The sequence below is a fragment of the Ruegeria sp. CE6 genome, assembly GCF_056537485.1.
Genome location: NZ_JBQFRR010000004.1, coordinates 168,149 through 190,990, shown reverse-complemented (window position 1 = coordinate 190,990; position 22,842 = coordinate 168,149). Strand labels below are relative to the sequence as shown.

22 protein-coding genes are annotated in these 22,842 nt (G+C 55.7%); 18 read left to right on the top strand and 4 right to left on the bottom strand.

Going from position 1 to position 22,842, the window contains the following annotated elements:
* The first annotated feature begins 41 nt into the window (after positions 1-41).
* From topA to ACR0DK_RS17040, 3 genes are all read left to right on the top strand, one after another.
* The gene (gene topA / locus ACR0DK_RS17050; RefSeq protein ID WP_480737271.1) at positions 42-2,666 is read left to right on the top strand and encodes a type I DNA topoisomerase; all 2,625 of its coding nucleotides are present in this window, start codon (positions 42-44) and stop codon (positions 2,664-2,666) included.
* Positions 2,667-2,758: 92 nt separating this feature from the next.
* Positions 2,759-3,463, top strand: coding sequence for a CoA transferase subunit A (locus ACR0DK_RS17045; RefSeq protein WP_170404323.1), 705 nt, complete (start codon positions 2,759-2,761; stop codon positions 3,461-3,463).
* Entirely contained in the window at positions 3,463-4,089 is a 627-nt protein-coding gene (locus ACR0DK_RS17040; protein WP_170397333.1) for a 3-oxoacid CoA-transferase subunit B, read from the top strand. The genes ACR0DK_RS17045 and ACR0DK_RS17040 overlap by 1 nt, the downstream gene beginning before the upstream one ends.
* Before the next feature lie 45 nt (positions 4,090-4,134).
* Here ACR0DK_RS17040 and ACR0DK_RS17035 read toward each other — a convergent pair whose 3' ends face one another.
* Positions 4,135-5,001 carry a transglycosylase SLT domain-containing protein gene (locus ACR0DK_RS17035; protein ID WP_170564712.1) on the bottom strand — a complete coding sequence of 289 codons (867 nt, stop codon included), beginning with the start codon at positions 4,999-5,001 and terminating at the stop codon, positions 4,135-4,137.
* A 352-nt stretch (positions 5,002-5,353) separates the two neighbouring features.
* On the opposite strand from ACR0DK_RS17035, the gene ACR0DK_RS17030 reads away from it, so the two are divergent.
* From ACR0DK_RS17030 to pdeM, 15 genes are all read left to right on the top strand, one after another.
* Positions 5,354-5,548, top strand: coding sequence for a hypothetical protein (locus tag ACR0DK_RS17030; protein WP_170397337.1), 195 nt, complete (start codon positions 5,354-5,356; stop codon positions 5,546-5,548).
* Between the two features lie 94 nt (positions 5,549-5,642).
* The gene (locus ACR0DK_RS17025; protein ID WP_170424293.1) at positions 5,643-5,825 is read left to right on the top strand and encodes a hypothetical protein; all 183 of its coding nucleotides are present in this window, start codon (positions 5,643-5,645) and stop codon (positions 5,823-5,825) included.
* A 168-nt stretch (positions 5,826-5,993) separates the two neighbouring features.
* Positions 5,994-6,875 carry a Flp pilus assembly protein CpaB gene (cpaB, locus tag ACR0DK_RS17020; protein WP_170424295.1) on the top strand — a complete coding sequence of 294 codons (882 nt, stop codon included), beginning with the start codon at positions 5,994-5,996 and terminating at the stop codon, positions 6,873-6,875.
* Between the two features lie 196 nt (positions 6,876-7,071).
* Positions 7,072-8,478 carry a type II and III secretion system protein family protein gene (locus tag ACR0DK_RS17015; protein ID WP_170397343.1) on the top strand — a complete coding sequence of 469 codons (1,407 nt, stop codon included), beginning with the start codon at positions 7,072-7,074 and terminating at the stop codon, positions 8,476-8,478.
* A 17-nt stretch (positions 8,479-8,495) separates the two neighbouring features.
* Positions 8,496-9,122, top strand: coding sequence for an OmpA family protein (locus tag ACR0DK_RS17010; protein ID WP_170397345.1), 627 nt, complete (start codon positions 8,496-8,498; stop codon positions 9,120-9,122).
* 201 nt (positions 9,123-9,323) lie between these two features.
* Positions 9,324-10,556, top strand: coding sequence for a CpaE/TadZ family protein (locus ACR0DK_RS17005; protein ID WP_170424297.1), 1,233 nt, complete (start codon positions 9,324-9,326; stop codon positions 10,554-10,556).
* A 17-nt stretch (positions 10,557-10,573) separates the two neighbouring features.
* Positions 10,574-12,013, top strand: coding sequence for a TadA family conjugal transfer-associated ATPase (locus tag ACR0DK_RS17000; protein WP_170397349.1), 1,440 nt, complete (start codon positions 10,574-10,576; stop codon positions 12,011-12,013).
* Positions 12,014-12,025: 12 nt separating this feature from the next.
* A complete protein-coding gene (locus ACR0DK_RS16995) occupies positions 12,026-12,994 on the top strand; it encodes a type II secretion system F family protein (RefSeq protein WP_170397358.1) in 969 nt (322 codons plus the stop codon).
* 11 nt (positions 12,995-13,005) lie between these two features.
* A complete protein-coding gene (locus ACR0DK_RS16990; protein ID WP_170397360.1) occupies positions 13,006-13,983 on the top strand; it encodes a type II secretion system F family protein in 978 nt (325 codons plus the stop codon).
* A 52-nt stretch (positions 13,984-14,035) separates the two neighbouring features.
* On the top strand, positions 14,036-14,578 hold the full coding sequence (locus tag ACR0DK_RS16985; protein ID WP_370644360.1) for a tetratricopeptide repeat protein: 543 nt from the start codon (positions 14,036-14,038) through the stop codon (positions 14,576-14,578).
* A gap of 30 nt (positions 14,579-14,608) precedes the next feature.
* Complete coding sequence (locus ACR0DK_RS16980) at positions 14,609-15,460, top strand: tetratricopeptide repeat protein (protein WP_170397362.1); 852 nt, start codon at positions 14,609-14,611, stop codon at positions 15,458-15,460.
* Between the two features lie 3 nt (positions 15,461-15,463).
* Positions 15,464-16,009: a prepilin peptidase gene (locus tag ACR0DK_RS16975; RefSeq protein ID WP_170397363.1), complete on the top strand. Its 546-nt coding sequence runs from the start codon at positions 15,464-15,466 to the stop codon at positions 16,007-16,009.
* A 116-nt stretch (positions 16,010-16,125) separates the two neighbouring features.
* The gene (locus tag ACR0DK_RS16970; protein ID WP_170397365.1) at positions 16,126-17,433 is read left to right on the top strand and encodes an ATPase; all 1,308 of its coding nucleotides are present in this window, start codon (positions 16,126-16,128) and stop codon (positions 17,431-17,433) included.
* Positions 17,434-17,482: 49 nt separating this feature from the next.
* Positions 17,483-19,894 (top strand): ligase-associated DNA damage response DEXH box helicase, encoded by a 2,412-nt coding sequence (locus ACR0DK_RS16965; protein ID WP_480737264.1) that lies wholly within the window; start codon positions 17,483-17,485, stop codon positions 19,892-19,894.
* Positions 19,895-19,934: 40 nt separating this feature from the next.
* Positions 19,935-20,597, top strand: coding sequence for a ligase-associated DNA damage response endonuclease PdeM (gene pdeM / locus ACR0DK_RS16960; protein WP_170397369.1), 663 nt, complete (start codon positions 19,935-19,937; stop codon positions 20,595-20,597).
* Positions 20,598-20,600: 3 nt separating this feature from the next.
* Here the strand turns inward: pdeM and ACR0DK_RS16955 are convergent, their stop codons facing one another.
* The 3 genes from ACR0DK_RS16955 to ACR0DK_RS16945 form a co-directional block, all read right to left on the bottom strand.
* A complete protein-coding gene (locus ACR0DK_RS16955) occupies positions 20,601-21,230 on the bottom strand; it encodes a LytTR family DNA-binding domain-containing protein (protein WP_480737261.1) in 630 nt (209 codons plus the stop codon).
* A gap of 329 nt (positions 21,231-21,559) precedes the next feature.
* On the bottom strand, positions 21,560-22,450 hold the full coding sequence (folD, locus tag ACR0DK_RS16950; RefSeq protein WP_170397373.1) for a bifunctional methylenetetrahydrofolate dehydrogenase/methenyltetrahydrofolate cyclohydrolase FolD: 891 nt from the start codon (positions 22,448-22,450) through the stop codon (positions 21,560-21,562).
* Positions 22,451-22,503: 53 nt separating this feature from the next.
* On the bottom strand, positions 22,504-22,809 hold the full coding sequence (locus tag ACR0DK_RS16945; RefSeq protein WP_170404363.1) for a chorismate mutase: 306 nt from the start codon (positions 22,807-22,809) through the stop codon (positions 22,504-22,506).
* Positions 22,810-22,842: the final 33 nt, after the last annotated feature.

The following is a 22,842-nucleotide window of genomic DNA, read 5'->3' as shown; positions in this document are numbered from 1 at the left end:
CATACAAAGCGCAAAATCCGTCGAGCGAGGATTCCTCTTAAATGCCCGTAGTTGTTGTAGAATCTCCGGCCAAAGCAAAAACGATTAATAAGTATCTTGGCCCCGACTACACCGTTTTGGCCTCATATGGCCATGTGCGGGACCTGCCGCCGAAGGATGGGTCGGTCGATCCCGAGCATGAATTTTCAATGAAATGGGAGGTCGGCAATGACAGCCGTAAGCATGTCAAGGCGATCGCCGACGCTCTGAAAGAAGACAACGCACTGATCCTCGCGACTGACCCTGATCGCGAAGGCGAGGCAATCAGCTGGCACCTCCAAGAAGCGCTGACCAAGCGGCGTTCGATCAAGAAGGACACGCCAGTCAGCCGCGTGACGTTCAACGCGATCACCAAGGACGCCGTGACCGAGGCGATGCAGAACCCGCGTGAGGTCGATATGCCGCTGGTCGAGGCCTATCTGGCCCGCCGCGCGCTGGACTATCTGGTAGGGTTCAACCTGTCGCCCGTTCTGTGGCGCAAGTTGCCGGGTGCCCGTTCAGCGGGGCGCGTGCAATCGGTCTGCCTGCGCCTCATCGTCGAACGCGAGATGGAGATCGAAGCCTTCAAGCCGGTCGAATACTGGTCGGTCAAGGCTGTGTTCGAGACGCCTAGGGGACAAACCTACGAGGCGCGTCTAGTCACGCTGGCAGGCAAGAAACTGGACAAGCACGATCTGGCCAACGCAACGCAGGCTGAGCTGGCGGTTCAGGCGATCACCAGCCGTGATCTGAGCGTGACATCGGTCGAGGCCAAGCCTGCCGCGCGCAACCCCTCTGCCCCGTTCATGACGTCGACCTTACAGCAAGAAGCCAGCCGCAAGTTCGGCATGGGCGCACGCCATGCGATGCAGGTGGCCCAGCGGCTGTATGAGGCCGGATACATTACCTACATGCGAACCGACGGTATCGACATGGCCCCCGAGGCCGTGGCGGCAGCGCGCGATGCAATCGCCGACCGTTATGGTGCGGAATACGTGCCAGACAGCCCGCGCATGTACAAAAACAAGGCCAAGAACGCTCAGGAAGCACACGAGTGTATTCGCCCGACAGATATGTCGCGCGATGCTAAGGCGCTGAAGGTGACCGATGAGGATCAGCGCAAGCTTTATGATCTGATCTGGAAACGCACCATTGCCTGTCAGATGGCTGCCGCACGGCTTGAACGCACGACTGTCGAGATTACCAGCACGGACGGTCAGGTTGGCCTGCGCGCCACCGGTCAGGTGGTGCTGTTCGATGGCTTCATGCGCGTTTACGAAGAAGGCCGCGATGACGTGGTCGACGATGACGACAAGCGCTTGCCACAGATCATGCAGGGCGATCCCGCACGTTTTGCCAAGACCTCGCTGCGTGATCAGTTTGCCAAGGCCACCGCCGACTCGGAAAAGGCCGCCATTCTGGCCGAGAACGAATCCGTTCTGGCGCTGCAGCATCACACCCAACCGCCCCCGCGCTATACAGAGGCGACGCTGGTCAAACGGATGGAAGAGCTGGGGATCGGGCGTCCGTCGACCTATGCCTCGATTGTCACCACGATTCAGGATCGTGAATATGTACGTAAAGACAAGAATCGGCTGATCCCCGAAGAAAAGGGCCGAATCGTCACCATCTTCCTGCTGAATTTCTTTCGCCAGTATGTGGGCTACGAGTTCACCGCCAATCTGGAAGAAGAGCTTGACGACGTCAGCGCAGGTGAACGCGACTATAAGGATCTGCTGGGAAAGTTCTGGCGCGATTTCTCTGCCGCGATTGGTGAGACATCGGAGCTGCGTATCTCGGAAGTGCTGGACAAGCTGGACGAAGCGCTGGCACCGCAGCTGTATCCGCCGCGTGAAGATGGCTCGGACCCGCGCATTTGCCCGAAATGCGGTGTTGGGCAGTTACATCTGAAAACTTCGCGCACCGGCGGGTTTGTCGGTTGTGGCAACTATCCTGAGTGCACTTATACCCGTCCGATCGCTGGTGAGGGCGCGGAAGGTGACGAGCGTTTGCTGGGCGAAGATGGGGGCGATGAGATCTGGCTGAAATCCGGTCGATTTGGGCCATATGTCCAGCGCGGAGAGCCCACGCCTGAAAACAAGAAGCCTCCTCGTGCGTCCCTGCCCCGTGGCTGGAGCAAAGACGACATGGATCTGGAGAAAGCTCTGACGCTTCTGTCCTTGCCTCGTCAGATCGGCGAGCACCCCGGAGGCGGCATGATCAGTTCGAACTTTGGTCGCTTTGGACCTTATCTAATGCATCAGTTTGCCGACGAGGCAAAGCCTGTCTACGCCAACCTCAAAGACCCGAACGATGTGTTTGAGATCGGCATGAACCGCGCCGTCGAACTGTTGGCCGAAAAACGCGCCAATCCAGGTCGCGGACGTCGGGCGGCCGCGAAGCCGCTGAAAGAGCTGGGCGACCATCCCGATGGCGGCGCGATGCAGGTACTGGACGGGCGCTATGGACCGTATGTGAAATGGGAAAAGGTCAACGCGACGATCCCCAAAGACATCAAACCCGAGGATGTGACCCAGGAAATGGCCATCGAACTGGTCAATGAACGCGCGGCCAAGAAAGGCACAAAGAAAAAGGCAGCCCCCAAGAAGAAAGCTGCTGCCAAGAAGACCACCAAGAAAGCAAGTTAGGTAGAAATACCACCTGACCCTTGGATTCGTTGACTTCCCCGTGACGTGGCGGCACAAATCGGCCCAACACCATGTCATTGGGGGAGTTTTCCATGAAGAAAATCTATGACAATGCCGATGAGGCGCTCGATGGGGTGATATCGGACGGCATGCTGATCGCCGCGGGCGGCTTTGGGCTGTGCGGTATCCCGGAAATGCTGCTTGAAGCGATCAAGGCCTCAGGCGCGAAGGACCTGACGTTTGCCTCAAACAACGCAGGTGTGGATGATTTTGGCATCGGCATCCTGCTGCAAACCAAGCAGGTCAAAAAGATGATCAGCTCTTACGTTGGGGAAAACGCCGAATTCATGCGCCAGTATCTCAGTGGAGAACTGGAGCTGGAATTCAATCCACAAGGCACACTGGCCGAGCGGATGCGGGCCGGTGGCGCTGGCATCCCCGGGTTTTACACCAAGACGGGCGTGGGAACGGTGATCGCTGAAGGCAAAGAGCACAAGGACTTCAACGGCGAGACCTATATCATGGAGGAAGGCATCTTCGCCGACCTCGCGATCGTAAAGGCGTGGAAAGCCGATGACACCGGGAACCTCGTGTTCCGCAAGACCGCCCGCAACTTTAACGTGCCCGCAGCGACTTGCGGCAAGATTTGTGTGGCTGAGGTTGAAGAAATCGTCCCGCGCGGCTCGCTGGACCCGGATGGCATCCACCTGCCCGGCATCTATGTGCATCGCATTATCCAAGGCAGCCACGAAAAGCGCATCGAACAGCGCACCACCCGCAAGAAGGAGGACGCATAATGCCCTGGGATCGCAATCAGATGGCCGCACGTGCGGCAGAAGAGCTGGAAGACGGCATGTATGTGAACCTCGGCATCGGTATTCCGACGCTGGTGGCGAACTATGTAGGGGACAAGGACATCACCCTACAGTCCGAAAACGGTATGCTGGGCATGGGGCCTTTCCCGTTTGAGGGCGAGGAAGACGCTGACCTGATCAACGCAGGCAAGCAGACGATTACCGAACTGTCCCGCACCTCTTACTTCGATAGCGCGACCTCGTTCGCCATGATCCGAGGCGGTAAGATCGCTGCTGCGATTTTGGGTGCGATGGAAGTGGACGAGAAAGGAGACCTGGCCAACTGGATGATCCCCGGCAAGCTGGTCAAAGGTATGGGCGGTGCGATGGATCTAGTCGCTGGCGTTGGTCGCGTGATTGTAGTGATGGATCACACCAACAAGCATGGTGATTCAAAAGTGCTGAAGGAATGCACGCTGCCTCTGACTGGCCAAGGCGTTGTGGATCGCATCATCACCAATCTGGGAGTTCTGGATGTCGTCGAAGGCGGCCTGAAGATCGTCGAACTGGCCGATGGCGTCAGCGAGGACGAGATGCGAGGAGCGACTCAGGCAACAATCGTAGATTGACCTCAGGCCAATGAAACATAAGGCCCGCTGCGACGCGGGCCTTTTTTAGTTCGAAGTCTGAAAAATGCAGGGGTCCGAAACGAACTGCGGTGTTGTTGTACAAAGAGCACTCGCGACCTGAAACGCGGCCAGAACCTTGGGCACGTAGTCTCTGGTCTCGGCATAAGGTGGCACACCACTATGCTTGCGCACGGCCCCTTCGCCGGCATTGTAACCTGCCAATACGAGAATCGGGTCATTGTCGAACTCGTTCATAAGCCAATGCAGGTATTTCACCCCACCTTCGATATTCTGTTCAGGTTTCAGGCTGTCCTCTACCCCAAAACGTTCGGCGGTAGCTGGCATCAATTGCATTAAGCCCTGCGCCCCGGCAGAACTGACAGCCTGTGTGCGGCCCGCAGATTCTACTGAGATCACGGCTAGGACAAGTGCGGGTGAGACATTGGTCCCTACGGTCGAACGTAGAATATCCACCCCTCGCTTTTCTGCGATGTCTTGCAAGGTCTGCAGACGCGGCGCCGCGACACCCGTGGCAGTAAGCGCTTGAACGGCCTCTCTCAGCCTACCTGCGCTGGCCTGCGCCAGATCGGGGGATACCCGGCTCCAGAATGCTTTATAAGAGCCAACTGGCTTGGTCGCCCCCGCAATCTTCTGAGGAACCGATGGGGGCGGCTTTGCGATAGCGGCAATCTCAGGCACTTCCAGCTTGGCGCCAGTGCTGGGGGCTGATGGTGATGCTGCATGTTGTTCGGGCGTGATTTGAATCGTCACGCGCGGACGTGTCCCCGGTTTAGGGGCCTTTATGCGCTTATAGACGCCGCGCGGCTCGGTTTCGGTTGCAGTGACAGGAATTGCACCCGTCATCAGAAACACCGCTGCACCGGCGCATATTACTGCGTCCCGGAAATACATTTGCCTGCCTCGATTTCTTATCTTTTGAAGCATTTTGAACATCATAACGGCCCGCAACACCAGAAAAACCAAGCGAATTGGGGCAATTTCGCCTCAATTGCCGCCATTTTGCATCGCCCACACAACGGAAGTACAAAAAAGGTGTGATTTTTTTTATTTATTTCCAACTAGTTACTAAATTCACCAACAAAAAATTAAGCTTTGAGCAAAAAAATATTGGTTTGGCCCAATTCCTGCCACGCACAGGGGTCAAACATATATCCATACCGAGACGATCGGGAGCGGACTGAGAGAGAAAGCTCTGAAAGACGCCGAGGTTAATTAATTTTTGATCCTTTAGGAGGGACATAACATGATCAAGTTCATCAAGAACTTCCGCAAAGACGAAGACGGCGCCGTAACTGTAGACTGGGTCGTTCTGACCGCAGCTGTTGTTGGCCTGGCAGCCGTTGCTTACAACCAGATCCACAATGGTGCCAGCAGCCTGGCAGGCAACATCGATGACGCTCTGGGTTCGGTAACTGTGACAGTTCCGGATACCGAATAATCTGTTATCGGTCTAGCATAACAACTTGGGGCCATGTCTTTACTCAAAGGCGTGGCCCCTTTGTTTTCAGAAGAGAGCGATCCGGTATAGTCCAATGTTAAAAAGAGTATATAGTTTCCGAACCGATGAGACCGGCGCGATAACCGTAGACTGGGTGGTTTTAACTGCTGCAATCGCAGGTCTCGCCGCAATAATCTACTTCATCCTGAGCCAAGGACTTCTAACAGCGGGACAGCCGATCGCAAATGTAGAAGTAGAAGAGATGGTCTTTGAGTAGCGCGGGCCCGTTCCCATTTACTAGCGAAACGGCAACCCTGCGAATAAGCGTATTTTCTGCCAAAAATTACCGGGATTGTCCGCTTTTTCGACACAATTGAAAAATATCTTGGATCCTGAATCGATGTGACTTCAAGAGTCGCGGTCTACGGAAAATAAAGAGGGACAAATGCGAGCTGTTTTTGGACTTGTTCTTATCATCGGGGTCGCGTTGGCCGGTGGTGCTGTCTATATGGCACGCGAATACATCACGGACAATCAGGCCAAACTTGCACAGGAACGCAAGTTGCGCGAAGAGGCGCTTGCCAATGCGCAGGCGGGCATCGTCCCGACCGTAGGCGTTTTGGTTTCGAATCGCTCCTTCAAATACGGCGAACGTTTGAACCAGGAAGATATCCGCGTCGTTCAGTGGCCAGAGGATGCGATTCCCGAGGGTGCCTTCGTGGACATGACAACCCTATTCCCGGAAATCAAAAACAATGAACGATTCGTTCTCCGCGCGATGGAGAAAGACGAAGCGATTATGGAAGTCAAAGTCACCAATCCAGGCGAGACTGCTGGCCTCAGGTCACAATTGCCCAAGGGAATGCGCGCATTTGCGATAAGCGTTGACGTGGCATCTGGCGTATCGGGCTTTTTGCGCCCGGGCGATACGGTGGACGTGTATTGGACCGGCTCATTACGTGGCACCAGCGATTCTGGCCGCGGTGAGATTACTCGTTTGGTGCTGACGAACATCGAATTGGTCGCTGTTGATCAGTCGGCGGGTCTGGATGTGACCGGCACAACCATTGCTCGCACGGTCACAGTTGCAGCGACGCCACAACAGATCGCCGCTTTGGCACAGGCTCAGAACACGGGTCGTATGTCGCTGGCACTGGTTGGCGCTCAAGATGACAAGGTGGCAGAGGTGGTTGAAGTCGATCAGCAGTCTTTGCTTGGCATTGAAGAGAGGGCCCCGGCCCCCGTCGCGGCTCCGGAGAAGGTCTGCACAATCCGCACCCGTCGTGGCGGCGAGACGGTAGAGACCCCAATTCCCTGTACAAACTAACTAAGTTTCAGACCTTTACGAGACAAAGACCGCGCATTTTGCGCGGTCTCTTTCTTTGTGTTGTTGCGCATAATCCACATAAGGAACTTTCCAGAAACCATTGATTATTGCAATAAATCTGGTTCTGTCGCAGGGTTTCATAGCATAGGGCATAAGACCCAAAAAAAATCGAGTGGTGATCGGAGAGGCAGGTCACATGACAATACGTTCCTGGATCAGCGCAACCCTGCTGGGGTTGTCGCTAGTTGTGAGCCCAATCGGCGATGCCGCTTGGGCCCAAAATCTTCGCGTGGTTAAAAAGGGTACAGCGGAAACGCTGGATGTCCCCGTAAATCGCGCAATCGTGGTGGAAAGCGAACAACCGTTCGCAGACATCAGCATTGCCAATGCAGGCATAGCGGATATTTCGACCCTGTCGGACCGCACTATCTATGTTCTCGGTCGGGCACCGGGTACAACCACCCTGACAATGTTCGACGGCGCGGGTAATCTGATTACCAACGTGCGTGTGCGTGTTTCCCCTGATGTTTCGGAATTCAAAGAACGCTTGCGTCAGATTCTTCCCAGTGAGCGAATCGAGGTTCGGACCGCCAATGATGGGATCGTCTTGTCGGGAACAGTTTCCAGCAGTGCCAAACTGGCGCGTGCGCTTGAGTTGGCAGAACGGTATGCCCCTGAACGTGTATCGAACCTGATGAATGTCGGCGGCGTGCAGCAGGTCATGCTGAAAGTGCGCTTTGCGGAAATGAACCGCTCTGTAGCCAAAAACTTGTCGGCATCGTTGGGCTTTGGCGGTGGCGACACCACTGCGGGCTTCAATTCCTTGAATAACCAGGGCGCACTGAACAACGCACTGGCGAACAACATCCCGTTTGTTCAGACAAATTCCGGTGCCATTCTGTTCGGTTTCGGCGCGGGGTCGACACAGGTTAGACTGCTTTTGGAAGCCCTTGAAACCAAGGGTTTGGTTCGCAGCTTGGCAGAACCGAATCTTTCTGCACTGTCTGGCCAAGAGGCGGAGTTCCTTGCCGGTGGTGAAGTGCCAATCCCAGTACCCCAAGGCGACGGTGTCGTTGCGATTGAGTATCGTCAGTTTGGCGTACAGCTGCTGTTTGTTCCGCGCGTCGTCGATGGCAACCTGATCAACCTGGAACTGGGTGCATCAGTATCGAGCATCGACCAGAGTGCGAACTTCACGATCAACGGCGACAATGTTCCTAGCTTCATCACGCGTCAAACCCGGACAACCATCGAGTTGCGCGACGGTGAGAGCTTTGCCATTGCAGGCCTAATCCAGGATGATTTCACGGATCTGAACAGCCAGGTTCCCTGGCTTGGCGATGTGCCTGTATTGGGCGCGTTGTTCAGGAGCGCTCAGTATCAGCGTGAGCAGAGTGAATTGATCATCATCATTACCGCGCATCTGGTGTCGCCCACTCGTGGCGAGGCGCTTGCCCTGCCGACCGATCGTGTGAAACCGCCCAGCGAGTTCGATCTGTTCGTAAACGGCAAGATCTCTCGGACTGAACGCGCCGGAAATGGTGCAGCCTCTGAAGTTGCCAATCAGGATTTTGGCACCTCTTACGGCTACGTGCTGGACTGATAGAGAGGATAGAACCAATGGAAAAGTGGATCATCACACTGGGTCTTTCGGTTGCTGTCGCCGGTTGTACACGCGAGGCCGGGTACGAAATCGATCAGGGCACGTTTGGTAACGCTACACTGAACAACATTCAGGTCATGAATGGTGAGTTGACGTATGGCCAAATCCTCGCGCGGCGTTTCGCTGCCGAGGTGCCAACACAGATCAACTTTGCATTCGATAGCGCGCAATTGGACGCTTCGGCGCAACGAATCCTGTTGCAGCAGGCGGCCTGGATCAAACAGTTCCCCGAGGCGCGGTTCCGTGTCTATGGGCACACGGATGCCGTTGGCTCTGAGGCATATAACAAGCGATTGGGCCAGCGCCGCGCTAATGCCGCCGTTGCATTCCTGACACGACAAGGAATATCGCGTTCACGGTTGGAAGCCGTTGTTTCCTTTGGCAAATCCAGGCCGTTGGTTGCCACCCAAGATCGGGATCGACGCAATCGGCGGACAGTGACCGAGGTATCCGGCTTCTTCGACCGGCATCCAAATATTCTAGATGGAAAATATGCGGACGTGATCTATCGCGAATACATCTCAAGCGCGATCCCGATAAGCGATATCCAACGGCAAGAAGACGCCGGTGGTACCAGCGACTAATAAATAGGAAATGGGCGGCATTGTCGCCCATTTCCCTACAATTGGTTCTTTTGCGCCCAATTCTTGCCTAACTTCCAAGCCACTTTGTGAACAATTGGGTGACCTGCGGCCAAAATCGACCGCATCGGGCGACAGCATACCAGAACTGAATCTTCTCGCGTTCAAATGGTTTGCTCAGCCCTCTCGATGAGGATTGTGTTAATGACGAGCGCGACGCCGCAAGACGATAATAACGCCATTTTGGCCTGTACCATCAGCCGTGATGTCCAGAACTTCGACCTTTTGATCGAGGATATGGAAGCTGCGCTGGGCGAACGCTGGGGTGATCTTGGATTTGCCGAAGCGCTTGCGTTCTTTAGCCAACCCGAAGCCAAGACGCTTCAATTTGTAGCGCTGGCGCTGGACGGCGATGATGAAGACAACCTGACACTGATGGGTGAGATCATCACTCAGGCCAAGGAAAAAGGCATCAAGGTTGTCTTGATCGCCGAGGATGTCACCCCTGCCGCATTGCATCAGCTGCTACGCAGAGGTGCGGACGAGTTTGTCCCCTACCCGCTTCCCGAAAATGAACTTCAGGAAGCAATCGATCGTATGCAACAACCCGATCCGGTTGTGGCACCACAAGCAGCGCCTACTGCGACGAACGGCTCCTCGAAAGAAGGGGCGCTTTTTGTCGTGCAGGGTCTGGCAGGTGGTGTCGGTTCTACAACCATGGCGGTCAATCTGGCATGGGAACTTGCAACGGTTTCAGCCAAAGAAGCCCCGAAAGTGTGCCTGATCGACCTGGATCTGCAATACGGCACTGTTTCGACCTATTTGGATCTGCCTCGTCATGAAGCCGTGTTCGAAATGCTCTCAGACACGGATTCGATGGACGAAGACTCTTTCGGACAGGCGCTCCAGACGTTTGAAGAGAAGCTGCAAGTTCTAACAGCACCATCTGACATGGTGCCGCTGGACATCATCACGCCTGAGGACATTCAGCGAGTGATCGACACCGCACGCGCGAATTTTGATTATGTCGTCATAGACATGCCAAAAACACTTGTTCACTGGTCAGAAACGGTTCTGCAGGCCGCCCATGTCTATTTTGCGTTGCTTGAGCTGGATATGCGCTCGGCCCAGAACGCATTGCGTCTGAAACGGGCACTGCAGGCCGAAGAATTACCCTTCAACAAACTGCGGTTTGCTATGAATCGGGCTCCGAAATTTACCGATCTCAACGGTAAAAGCCGGGTGAAACGTATGGGCGAAAGTCTGGGTATTTCCATTGATTTGCTTCTGCCCGATGGCGGCAAACCCGTCATGCAAAGCGGCGACCACGGTTTACCGCTGGCAAATTCAGCGGCCAAGAACCCGCTGCGCCGGGAAATCGCCAAATTGGCTCAATCGCTTCATAGCCTTGGCAGTAGTGACGCCGAAGCCGCATAACTCAAAGGGGAGCTGCCGTGTTTTCAAGATACAAAAAACAGCCTTCGGCGCAGCCGGTTGAAACCCAGGCGTCGAAAGTCGAGGCCCCGGCAGCGGCAGCTGCGGCACCAGCTGCCAACGCAATTGCGCGCAAGCCGGTCAAGAAAAAGGCAGCAGAAGTTGTTGGAAACGACAAGGAACGCAAACGCAAGGAACGGCTGGGCGAAATCAAGCTTGAGCTGCACCGCGAGCTTCTTGAAAACCTGAACCTCGCAGCCCTTGAAAAAGCTGAAGAATCCGAGCTGCGGACAGAAATCAGCGCGATTGCCAGCGAAGTTCTGGAAGCCCGCAACATCGTTCTGAACCGTGAAGACCGCAGCCAGCTAAACAAAGAGCTTTATGACGAGGTCACGGGTCTCGGGCCGCTGGAAGCGCTGCTACAAGACGACTCGGTCAACGATATTCTGGTCAACGGCCCCCAGCAGATTTTTGTCGAACGGGCCGGTAAGCTTGAGATTAGCGACATCACGTTCAAAGACGAAAAGCACCTGATGCGGATCATCGACAAGATCGTTTCTGCCGTTGGTCGCCGTGTCGATGAATCCAACCCGTATGTTGACGCCCGCTTGGCTGATGGCTCACGTTTCAATGCGATGGTGCCGCCGATCGCGGTGGATGGTTCGCTTGTTTCCATTCGTAAGTTTAAGAAAGACAAGCTCGGCATCGACGATCTGGTCAATTTCGGTGCGTTTACCGAAGAAATGGCAGCCTATCTGCAAGCCGCCGTGTCGACTCGTCTGAATATCATTGTTTCGGGCGGTACCGGTTCCGGTAAAACGACAACGCTGAACGCGCTGTCGAGCTTTATCGACGACGCCGAGCGCATTCTGACCATTGAGGATACCGCGGAACTTCAGCTGCAGCAGACCCATGTGGGTCGGATGGAAAGCCGCCCGCCCAACGTTGAAGGCAAAGGCGAGGTCAGTCCGCGCGATTGTTTGAAAAACGCCCTGCGTATGCGCCCCGACCGCATCATCGTGGGCGAGACCCGTGGCGCCGAAGTGATCGATATGCTACAGGCCATGAATACCGGCCACGACGGATCAATGACCACGATCCACGCGAACTCGGCCCGTGACGGTATCTCGCGTCTTGAAAACATGATCGCCATGGCGGGGATCGAAATGCCGATCAAGGCGGTCCGCAGCCAGATCTCGTCGGCTGTGAATCTGATCGTTCAGGCCAGCCGTCTGCAGGATGGTTCGCGCCGGATGACATCAATCACCGAAATTACCGGCATGGAAGGTGACGTCATCTCGATGCAGGAAATATTTAAATTTCAACGGGTTGGCTTGACCCCCGACAACAAGATCATCGGTCATTTCACCGCCACAGGTGTGCGCAGCCACTATTCCGAGCGCTTCCGTCTGTGGGGCTTCGATCTGCCCGCCTCGATCTACGATCCAACCACGATGTAGGAGAACCAAGATATGCAACTGCCTGTCGAGGCGCTCATCTACATCGTGATTTTCGTCGGGGTCTTTGCCCTGGTCGAAGGTATCTATCTCGTCGCATTCGGAAAATCGATCAGCCTGAACAGCCGCGTCAATCGCAGGCTGGACATGATCGATAAGGGCGTCGGGCGCGAGCAAGTACTGGAGCAGCTGCGCAAGGAAATGCAGCAGCACATGAAGTCGCAGAGCATACCGCTCTACTCGCTATTGGCAGACAAGGCGCAGAAGGCGGCGATCGCCTTCTCTCCTCGGCAGTTGATTGTGATCATGGCGCTGGTTTCAGGGCTAGCTTTTGTAGGTTTGAGTGTAGGAACAGCGACCGAACCGACGCTTCGGGCGGCTCTATCGGTCGCGATCGGGGTCGGAGCGGTGTACGCTTGGGTCAATAACAAAGCCAATAAACGTATGGCCTTGATTGAAGAACAATTGCCCGATGCGGTGGAACTGATGGTTCGGTCACTTCGTGTCGGAAACCCATTTGTTTCTTCGATCCAAATTGTTGCTAACGAGGTCGAGGACCCCCTTGCGACAGAGTTCGGTGTTATCTCGGATGAATCCGCTTATGGCCGGGATGTCGGTGAAGCACTCAAAGATATGGCAGAGCGGCTGGACATGCAGGATTTACGGTTTTTGGCCGTCGCCGTTTCGATCCAGCAACAATCGGGGGGTAACCTTGCCGATATTTTGGCCGGTTTGGCCAAGGTGATCCGCGCGCGTTTCCGACTGTTTCGCCGGGTGAACGCTATCACCGCCGAAGCCAAATGGTCAGGCAAATTCCTGTCGGGTTTCCCGGTCGCCTGTCTTCTGTTCATCATGGTTAAGGACCCGAACTACTACGACGCCGTAATCGACGATCCGCTTTTCATTCCGGCATGTTTCTTTGTCGGCATCACGCTGACCCTGAACCTGATCGTCATGCGTATCCTGACCGACATTAAGGTTTAAGAGGCCCAAAGATGGAATTTTTGAACCAGATCAATGAGCTGTTGAAGCAGAACTTGGGTGAATTCGGTCCGCTGATTGTCGTGGGCGTTTTGGGATTGTTCATGATCCTGGTCACAATCCCGCTGATGCTGAACCAGCCGGAAGACCCACTAAAGAAGTTGCAGCGGTCAAATTCACCGCCAAAAAACAACAAGAAAGAAAAGAAAGAGCGTCTCAGAACAGCCAGCCGGAACGAACAGCTTGAGAAGTTCGCCAACTTTCTCGAACCAAAGAACGAAGAAGAGTATACCGCCGTTCAACTCAAGTTGAGGCAAGCCGGCTATCAGTCCAAGGACGCGGTTCGTTTCTATCACTTCGCTCAGTTCGCATTGGGCATAATCGGGATCCTGATCGGCGTCTCGCTGGTTACCGTGTTTGCGGGCGATCAGGAATTTGACTCGACACAAATCCTCATTCGCGTTCTGGGACCTGGTATTGCGGGTTACTTCGTGCCCAAATACTGGATCACGCGGCGCGTAGAGGAACGCAAGGAAGCGATCGTAAATGGTTTCCCTGATACGCTCGATCTGATGTTGGTATGCGTCGAGGCCGGGCAGTCCTTGGATCAGGCCATTGTACGGGTCGCGTCTGAGATGAAAGCATCTTACCCAGACATCGCGCTTGAGTTCGAGGTTGTCGCCTACGAAATGAAAGCCGGTAAAGAAAAGGACACCGTTTTGCGCGACTTCGCGACGCGATGCGGCGTTCAGGACGTTAGTGCGTTCGTCACCGTGATGATCCAATCAGCGACATTCGGGACATCCATTGCCGAAGCGTTGCGGGTTTATGCCGATGAAATGCGTGACAAACGCGTGATGCGCGCCGAAGAGGCAGCGAATAAGTTGCCAACCAAAATGACCCTTGCGACAATGATGTTGACCGTCCCTCCTCTGCTGGTCATCCTTGTTGGACCTTCGGCAAAAGGTATTATGGAGTTTGGAAACCGATAACGCCTTCCCGCTTCTTCGCTGGGTTGCCAAATCAGGTTGTTGGCACCTTCGTATGACAATTCAGGCCGCCATGGTTTTCACCATGGTGGCCTCTTGCACTGAAACAGGCGCGACAGACGATCCGTTTGCCCCTGGCGTCGACCCAGATGGGCCTGCGGTAGATGAGGTGACCGTCGGAAACCGATTGATGGCGGCGGGCGAATATGAGCTTGCACTTGAATCCTTCACCCGTGCCGCGTTGCAACAGGGTATGACCCCGCAAATCCTGACTTCGCTTGGGACAGCTAATTTGGGATTGCGCCGGATTGGCCAAGCTGAACCGCTACTGCGTCGTGCTGTCGAGGACGATCCCGAGTGGCCTGTGGCATGGAACAACCTGGGTGTCTTCTTGGTGGAAACGGGCGAATATGCCGAAGCCGCGCAGATGTTCCGCAGAGCCTATGCGCTGGACAATGGCGAAAGTGACGCAATCCGCGACAATCTGCGGTTAGCACTCGCAAAAATGGAAAATCCTGTTAATAATACCCCTCAAGAACAAGAATTTGAACTGGAGCAGCGCGGCAACGGGCAATTTGTTCTGCGTAAAATCCAGTAATAGAGGCAGAGCAGTAAAGGACGCACAAAAATGCGCCAACCCTTCTTGATTCCGACGATGCTGGCGTGCGGGCTGGTTTTGGCCGCCTGCGCAAAGGAAACCGAAGAGGAAAAGGTTGAACGTACTTTTCAGGAAGTGAACGTTATCGACGAGACCAACCTGAATGACGTGATGCTGAATGCGGCCGATCCCAATGAGGCGGTGACCTATTTCCAAAGTGCGGCCGCCAAGAACCCCGACCGCATCGACCTGCAACGAGGACTAGCGATCACGCTGACCCGTGCCAAGCGCAGCACTGAAGCTTCCGCCGCGTGGAAACGAGTGCTGAGCATGAAAGGGGCCAACAACGCCGACCGTGTCGAATACGCTGATGCGCAGATTCGCAGCGGCAACTGGGACGGCGCAAAGGCGACATTGGACAAGATCCCCCCTACATATGAAACCTTTAAACGGTATCGGCTTGAAGCGCTGGTGGCAGATGCCAAAAAAGACTGGAATCGCGCCGACCATTACTACGAAACCGCGGTGGGCCTGACGACCCGCCCTGCCGGAGTCATGAACAACTGGGGCTATTCCAAACTAACGCGCGGGCAATATGCGGAAGCCGAGCGGCTGTTTACCGACGCCATTAGGCAGGACAATTCTATGTTCACCGCCAAGAACAACCTTGTTCTGGCGCGCAGCGCGCAAGGCAACTACAGCGTCCCTGTTGTCCCAATGACGCAGACCGAACGGGCGAAACTGTTGAACACCATGGCCATTTCAGCCGTGAAACAGGGGAATATCAACCTGGCCAAGAACCTCTATCGCGAGGCGATTTCCACCCACCCGCAGCATTATGACGAGGCGGTCCGCTCGCTTCGGGCCCTTGAGGACGCCTGATCCATGATCATACCAGCGGCAGCGGCGGCCTGGTTTCTACCTTTTGTTCTGCCGATCTGTTTCTACGTTGCCTTTACGGATATGCGTGAGATGCGGATCAAGAACCACGCTGTCGTCGCGCTGGCGGTTGTTTATCTCATCGTCGGGCTTATCGCATTGCCACCGTGGTCCGGTCCGTGGATCCCCGGCAACATCGGGCCGTTAACCCTGACCCTGCCTGTCTACGGATGGCAGCTGCTTCACATGGTTGTCCTTCTTGTTATCGGCATCGTGCTAAATGCAGCTGGTGTGATGGGGGCCGGAGACGCGAAGTTCTGTGCCGCAGCCGCAGCGTTTGTCTGGGTCGGTGACCTGATGTGGGTCATGGTGATTCTGACGGCAACTCTGCTGGGAGCGTTCTTTGCACACCGGTTGGCGAAATACACCCGGCTGCGCCAGATCGCACCACATTGGGAAAGCTGGGATCGCGGCAAACAGTTCCCTATGGGTCTGACGCTGGCTGGCAGCCTCGTTGTTTATTTGATTTTGGGCATAATCCACGGATCGTGAACAATCATCAGCGCGCCTTGCCCGCGCCTTTGTCCTGCCACAAATCCGCGCCAAATTCTTCCAAAGCGGCCCCGCAAGGGCCTTTTGCGTGATTTTTGGATGGACGAGCCCCGCTCATGAATATGCAGACCTCCTCTGTGATTGCCCCCCCTGCCCCTAAAGGCCTGGGAGAAATGCAACTTCCGCTGGTGATGATGCGGGACATTCTGTTGAAGACCGTCTTTCGCAAGAACGTGGATACGGTCAGCGAAATTGCGGGTGCCATCTGTCTGCCCGGGTCCGTGACACAGGAACTAGTTGATATCGCACGCGAGCAGAAACTGCTTGAAGCGACCGGGACTCTGAACGCCAACTCCGGCAATGAAATGGGCTATCAGCTGACCGATGCGGGCAAAGCGCGGGCGTTGGACGCGTTGAGCCAGTCTGAATATTTCGGTGCGATGCCGGTGCCGCTCGATGTTTACCGCGAGCAGGTCAAGCGCCAGTCGATCCGCAACATTCAAGTCACTCGCGACCAGCTAACTGGCGCGATGGGCCATCTTGTTCTGCCCGACAGCCTGCTGGATCATCTGGGCCCGGCGGTCAGCGCCGGTCGCTCAATTCTGATGTATGGCCCTCCGGGCAATGGTAAATCCTCGATCTCGAACGGCATTCGTGATGCTTTGGGGGACAACGTCTATGTTCCGCGCGCAATCGAATATGCCGGTCAGGTGATTACGGTCTACGATCCGATCGTGCACACCGCGATCGAGCAAGAAGAGGACGATCCCAACAGTCTGCGCCGTCGCAAGCGGTTCGACACTCGCTATGTTCAATGCGAACGTCCCACCGTTGTGACTGGTGGTGAACTGTCACTGAGCATGCTGGATTTGGTCTACAACCCCACCGCGCGCACCTATCAGGCGCCTCTGCAGCTGAAATCCACCGGCGGCATCTTCATCGTGGACGACCTTGGACGTCAGGCAGAGCCCCCTCAGGCCCTGATCAACCGCTGGATTGTTCCGCTTGAAGAAAGCAAGGATATCCTTGGCCTGCAATCGGGTGAGAAGTTCGAAGTACCATTCGACACGCTGGTTATATTTTCGACCAACTTCCACCCGAATGAGATTTTCGACCAAGCGGCCCTGCGCCGGATTTTCTTCAAGATCAAAATCGACGGCCCGAACCAAGAGAACTTCCTGAAGATCTTTGCCATGGTCGCCCGCAAGCGCGGTATGCCACTAGACGAGGCGGCGCTAGTGCATTTGCTGAAGGTCAAATACCCGACCATCAACAACATCTACGCAAACTATCAGCCGATCTTCCTGATCGACCAGATGATCTCAATCTGCGAGTTTGAGGGTATCCCGTATCAGATGAGTCCGGACCTGATCGACCGAGCCTGGGCCAACATGTTCGTGAAGGAAGAAAAGATCATTCACTGATCCCCTTGTCCTGGTTTCCATGGCCTGAGGGCTGCGCTAGGTTTGCCGGATGGTGCAGATTCCCCCGGCAATCCAAAACTGGTTTTCGAACAAAGGCTGGTCGATTCATCCGCATCAGCAGGAAATGTTTGAGCGGGCGAATGATCCCGCGACCCTTCTTATCGCTCCAACTGGTGGCGGCAAAACCATGGCCGGTTTTCTGCCTTCCCTGGCCGAGTTGGCGCAGGGGCAGCATGACGGATTGCACACGCTTTATGTGTCTCCTCTCAAGGCGCTGGCAGCGGATATCAGGCGCAATCTGCGCGTTCCCGTCGAGGAAATCGGCCTTCCAATTCGGATCGAAGATCGCACCGGCGACACATCGGCCACGCAGAAGAAACGCCAGCGCGCCGATCCTCCACATATCCTGCTGACCACGCCCGAGAGTCTGGCGTTACTTACTTCATACGAAGATGCTCCGCGCATGTTTGCTGGGGTCCAGCGCATTGTTGTCGACGAAATACATGCACTGGCAGAAAGCAAACGGGGGGATCAATTGATGCTGGCGCTGGCACGATTGCAGACACTCTGCCCCGATCTGCGCCGCGTTGGCTTGTCCGCCACTGTTGAAGACCCCGAAGGCATCGCACGATTTCTAGCCCGCAATCCCGATCCTTGCCGAGTTATTCAGGCTGATCCCGGCCCTGACCCCGATATCTCGATGCTGCAAACACAAGAGATGCCGCCATGGTCGGGCGGTGGCGCAGCCTATTCCATCCCCGCTGTGATAGAGCAGATCAAGAAGCACAAGACGACACTTATCTTTCACAATACTCGGGCGCAGGCCGAGATTTTCTTTCACAACCTCTGGCTCGCCAACGACGACGCTCTGCCCATCGGCATTCACCACGGCAGCCTGGATCGGCAACAACGCGAACGGGTCGAGGCCGCGATGGTCAGGGGTGATCTGAGGGCAATTGTCTGCACCGGCAGCCTCGATCTGGGGATCGACTGGGGCGATGTGGATCTGGTGATCCAGATCGGCGCGCCGAAGAACGTCAAGCGGCTGGTGCAGCGGATCGGGCGCGCAAATCACCGCTACAATGCCCCTTCCAAAGCTATTCTCGTCCCAGCCAACCGGTTCGAAGTGGTCGAATGTGTTGCTGCACTGGAAGCTGTGCAAGAACATGATCTGGATGGCGACCCCCGCGGGCCAGGACCCAGGGACGTTTTGTGCCAGCATATTCTGATCGCCGCCGCAGCGGGACCGTTCGATGCAGATGCACTCTACGCCGAAATGACGGCTGCCGGGCCTTATGCGCAGATCACCCGTGCTGAATTCGATGCCTGTTTGGAATTCTGCGCCACCGGTGGATATGCCCTGCGAGCCTATGATCGGTGGCAGAGGCTACAGCAGCGCCCGGATGGAGCGTGGCAATTGCGCGACCCGAGGGCGGCACAGCGTATCCGCATGAACCTTGGCACGATTCAGGACACCGACACGCTGAAGGTTCGGCTTAAGCGTAATCGCGGGGGCAAGCCTCTGGGTGAGGTAGAGGAGGGATTCGCGGCCTCGCTAACCCCCGGTGATACCTTTCTGATCGGTGGTCAGATCGTCCGCTATGAGGGTCTGCGAGAGATGGTGGTCGAGGTCAGCCGCCGCGCTGACCGCAAGCCCAAGATCGCGACCTTTTCGGGTACCAAGTTCGCCACGTCCACCCAGCTGAGCGACCGAATCCTACGGATGTTCGCACAGCCGGATTGGCCTCAACTGCCCGGACATACTGCCGAATGGCTGGGTCTTCAGCGCGAGATATCACGCCTGCCGCAAAGTGACCGCCTGTTGATTGAGAGCTTCCCTGACAGGGGGCGCGAGCATCTATGCGTCTACGGATTTGCCGGCCGCAATGCGCAACAGACGCTGGGCTTGCTGTTGACCAAACGCATGGAGGAAACCGGCCTTGCGCCGCTGGGATTTGTAGCCACTGACTATGCCACCTTAATCTGGGGACTGGATGCGGTGACCGATCCGCGCCCACTATTTCAGTTGGACGCGCTACGAGAAGGATTGGAGACTTGGCTGGCGGGTAACGCCGTGATGAAACGCACATTTCGTGCTTCGGCCACAATCGCGGGCTTGATCGAACGCAACACTGGTGGGCAGCGCAAGAGTGGTCGGCAGGCGACATTTTCGTCAGATATCCTCTATGACACCTTGCTGAAATACGATCCTGAACATCTGCTGATGCAAATCACCCGCGAAGAGGCCATGCGCGGGTTGGTCGATTTCGGACGGATCGAAGCCATGGTCGCCCGGATCGGAGACCGGATTGACCTGCTGCGGCTAGACCGCGTCTCACCCCTGGCGGCGCCTCTGTTCCTCGAAGTTGGCAAAGTCCCCGTCAAGGGTGAAGGCGAGGAACGCTTGCTTGCGGAAGAAAGTGCCCGGTTACTGCAGGCCGCCGGATTGCAACCGGCATAAACCACTTGCGCAATCCGCAAAATCGTATGAAGAACGGATCATGAACAAGATCGCGTTTTCATTTGCTGGCCAAGACCTGACTGCGCTTGGGTCGGGCGCACTATGGTGGCCGGAACAGGGCTTGCTCTGTGTTTCCGATCTACATTTAGGAAAATCCGAACGGATCGCCCGCAGGGGCGGCCCGACCTTGCCGCCGTATGACAGCCGCGAAACATTGACCCGATTGGCAAGTGATCTTGCCCGTACCGGTGCCACGACGGTCATCTGTTTGGGGGACAGTTTTGACGATCTCGATGCCTCGGGCGCGTTGGCTGCTGAGGATAGGCAACAGATCACCGCAATGCAGGCTGGTCGACGTTGGATCTGGATCGAGGGGAACCATGACCCCGGCCCGGTAGAAATGGGCGGCACACATTTGTCCGAGTGGGCTTGCCACGATCTGATTTTTCGCCATATCGCCCAGCAAAACAGTGCAGGTGAAATCTCGGGCCACTACCACCCTAAAGTTAACCTGAATGCCCGAGGGCGCTCGATCACCCGCCCGGCTTTTTTGTTGGATCAATCACGTCTGATCCTTCCAGCTTATGGTGCTTACACAGGGGGGTTGCGCAGTTCAGCAGAGGCTCTGAGCGGCATCATGGCGCCGGATGCGCGGGCAATTCTGACCGGTGCGCAGCCTCAACTCATCCCGATGCCCAGATAGGTTCTAGAGCAACCCGTCGTCCACGAGCTGTTGCTTGTATTTCCTGCTGACAGGAACCTGATCGCCGTTGCTTAGGTGCAAAAAGGATTTTCCCTTTTCTTTTTCGACCCCAACAATCGCCGAATCCACGACCCAGTGTGAACGGTGCGTACAATGGCCTTGTACCGGCTCCATCTCGGCAATCGCGTCGGTAAAGCGCGAGCGAATTGTAAACGTGCCATCGGACGTGACCACGTCGACATAGTGATCGCGCACGGTTAACCGATAAACCTGCCCCTCGAAAGTGGCGGGCAAACGATTGAAAAGACGTGGTCTGAGTTCGTATAGCGGTGCTGCGGTTTCTTCCCGCTGACGCACCAGCAAAAGTCCGGTGGCGAAGAGAAGACCATAAGGGGCGACTTTCAATATGCCCGGTGCCATCAATCCATTTAGCGTGAACAGAATCCAGGTCAGAAACCACAGTGATGGTGCAAACAATGTCAGGATCAACAGGACGAAGGCAAAATCACGGACCAGCAATCCGGATCGATTTAGCCGTTCGCGTACCAGCTTTCCAGCCGACCAAGTCGCTGCAAGCGCGAGCAGCATAACACCTGTCCAGAACACCATCCGCTGACTGAATGGCAGTGTCATATCCCGAAAGGGGGCAAAGGAATACGCCAATAAAGGAATAAAAACGAGGCCCGCCACTACCCGTTGAAGGCTTATTAACGAGAAGATCGGACTCAGCTTCATCATACCAGGTAACGCACCTCGCCAAAGGTAAAACCATGAAACACGAACAGACAGGATTATAACCCCTTAAACGGCTGGAATAGAAGGATTATCACCGACCGACGCTAGGTCAAGTCAAGATGTAGTTATATAAATATCCTAATCTAATGAAAAAGGCCGGAGAGCTTTTCGCTCTCCGGCCAATTCAATCATGGACGTTGCGCCCGGATTGAACACCGAGGCTGCTATTAAGCAGTCAGACCTTCAGGTTCAGGCAAGCCGTTTGCGCGGCAAGCCGCGGTGAGCGTGTTCGCAAGAAGGCAGGCGATCGTCATAGGGCCAACTCCGCCGGGAACAGGGGTAATCGCACCAGCGCGTTCTGCCGCAGTGGCGTAGTCAACGTCGCCAACCAGCTTGTTCTTGCCGTCGCGTTCGATCCGGTTGATGCCGACATCGATCACGGTTGCGCCTTCCTTGATCCAGTCACCCGGAACCATCTCGGGGCGACCAACTGCGGCGACCACAATATCAGCACGACGCACTACATCGGGAAGATCTTTGGTGCGGCTATGCGCGATGGTCACGGTGCAACTGTCGCCCAGAAGCAACTGCGCCATCGGCTTACCCACGATGTTCGACCGACCGATCACTACAGCATCCATGCCGGACAAAGAGCCGTGGTGATCGCGCAACATCATCAGACAGCCCAGCGGAGTGCACGGCACCATTGACTTCTGACCTGTTCCCAGCAGGCCCACATTCGAGATGTGGAACCCGTCCACATCCTTTGCCGGATCGATCGAGTTGATCACCAGATCTTCGTTCAGATGCTTGGGCAGCGGCAGTTGCACCAGAATGCCGTGCACCGCAGGGTCATTGTTCAGTTTGTCAATCAGCGCCAGTAGGTCCGCCTCGGACGTGTCCACATCCAGCTTGTGCTCGTACGAGTTCATGCCGACCTCGACGGTCATCTTGCCCTTAGAACGGACATAGACCTGGCTGGCCGGGTCTTCACCCACCAGAACCACCGCCAGACCGGGAGTGATGCCGTTCTCTTCTTTCAGCTTTGCAACCTGGTCAGCCACCTGCGCGCGCACTTTGGCGGCAAAGGCCTTTCCGTCGATAACCTGCGCTACCATTCTTTGATCCCTTCTTTCACAAAACGGATCGGGCGCACTAGGCACCCGTTTCTTCAGTCTGGGCCGAGCACGCGTTCTTCGCGGGCAATCGACCAATCAATCAGTATACGCCAGAGCTTTTCGGCAAGATCGGGGTCCATACCCAACTCATCCGAGCTCTTGCGGACGCGCTGCACCACATCTTCGACACGTTCCGGGATGCGGGCTGGCAGGCCCTCGCCGGGTTTCAGCTGCGACGCGCGGTCGATATAGGTTGCGCGCGTTACCAGCAATCCAATCAATTGGCGGTCCAGCTTGTCGATCTGAGGCCGCAATTCCTGCATCGAATGACAGTCTTGCGGAGGTATCAGAGTGGGCATTTTGGTCTCCTGCGGCCCGGGGATATCCCCGGA

Coding starts and splice junctions, on each gene's coding strand:
- topA (WP_480737271.1), top strand. CDS start 42: ATGCCCGTAGTTGTTGTAGAATCTCCGGCCAAAGCAAAAACGATTAAT.
- ACR0DK_RS17045 (WP_170404323.1), top strand. CDS start 2,759: ATGAAGAAAATCTATGACAATGCCGATGAGGCGCTCGATGGGGTGATA.
- ACR0DK_RS17040 (WP_170397333.1), top strand. CDS start 3,463: ATGCCCTGGGATCGCAATCAGATGGCCGCACGTGCGGCAGAAGAGCTG.
- ACR0DK_RS17035 (WP_170564712.1), bottom strand. CDS start 5,001: ATGTATTTCCGGGACGCAGTAATATGCGCCGGTGCAGCGGTGTTTCTG.
- ACR0DK_RS17030 (WP_170397337.1), top strand. CDS start 5,354: ATGATCAAGTTCATCAAGAACTTCCGCAAAGACGAAGACGGCGCCGTA.
- ACR0DK_RS17025 (WP_170424293.1), top strand. CDS start 5,643: ATGTTAAAAAGAGTATATAGTTTCCGAACCGATGAGACCGGCGCGATA.
- cpaB (WP_170424295.1), top strand. CDS start 5,994: ATGCGAGCTGTTTTTGGACTTGTTCTTATCATCGGGGTCGCGTTGGCC.
- ACR0DK_RS17015 (WP_170397343.1), top strand. CDS start 7,072: ATGACAATACGTTCCTGGATCAGCGCAACCCTGCTGGGGTTGTCGCTA.
- ACR0DK_RS17010 (WP_170397345.1), top strand. CDS start 8,496: ATGGAAAAGTGGATCATCACACTGGGTCTTTCGGTTGCTGTCGCCGGT.
- ACR0DK_RS17005 (WP_170424297.1), top strand. CDS start 9,324: ATGACGAGCGCGACGCCGCAAGACGATAATAACGCCATTTTGGCCTGT.
- ACR0DK_RS16995 (WP_170397358.1), top strand. CDS start 12,026: ATGCAACTGCCTGTCGAGGCGCTCATCTACATCGTGATTTTCGTCGGG.
- ACR0DK_RS16990 (WP_170397360.1), top strand. CDS start 13,006: ATGGAATTTTTGAACCAGATCAATGAGCTGTTGAAGCAGAACTTGGGT.
- ACR0DK_RS16985 (WP_370644360.1), top strand. CDS start 14,036: ATGACAATTCAGGCCGCCATGGTTTTCACCATGGTGGCCTCTTGCACT.
- ACR0DK_RS16980 (WP_170397362.1), top strand. CDS start 14,609: ATGCGCCAACCCTTCTTGATTCCGACGATGCTGGCGTGCGGGCTGGTT.
- ACR0DK_RS16975 (WP_170397363.1), top strand. CDS start 15,464: ATGATCATACCAGCGGCAGCGGCGGCCTGGTTTCTACCTTTTGTTCTG.
- ACR0DK_RS16970 (WP_170397365.1), top strand. CDS start 16,126: ATGAATATGCAGACCTCCTCTGTGATTGCCCCCCCTGCCCCTAAAGGC.
- ACR0DK_RS16965 (WP_480737264.1), top strand. CDS start 17,483: ATGGTGCAGATTCCCCCGGCAATCCAAAACTGGTTTTCGAACAAAGGC.
- pdeM (WP_170397369.1), top strand. CDS start 19,935: ATGAACAAGATCGCGTTTTCATTTGCTGGCCAAGACCTGACTGCGCTT.
- ACR0DK_RS16955 (WP_480737261.1), bottom strand. CDS start 21,230: ATGACACTGCCATTCAGTCAGCGGATGGTGTTCTGGACAGGTGTTATG.
- folD (WP_170397373.1), bottom strand. CDS start 22,450: ATGGTAGCGCAGGTTATCGACGGAAAGGCCTTTGCCGCCAAAGTGCGC.
- ACR0DK_RS16945 (WP_170404363.1), bottom strand. CDS start 22,809: ATGCCCACTCTGATACCTCCGCAAGACTGTCATTCGATGCAGGAATTG.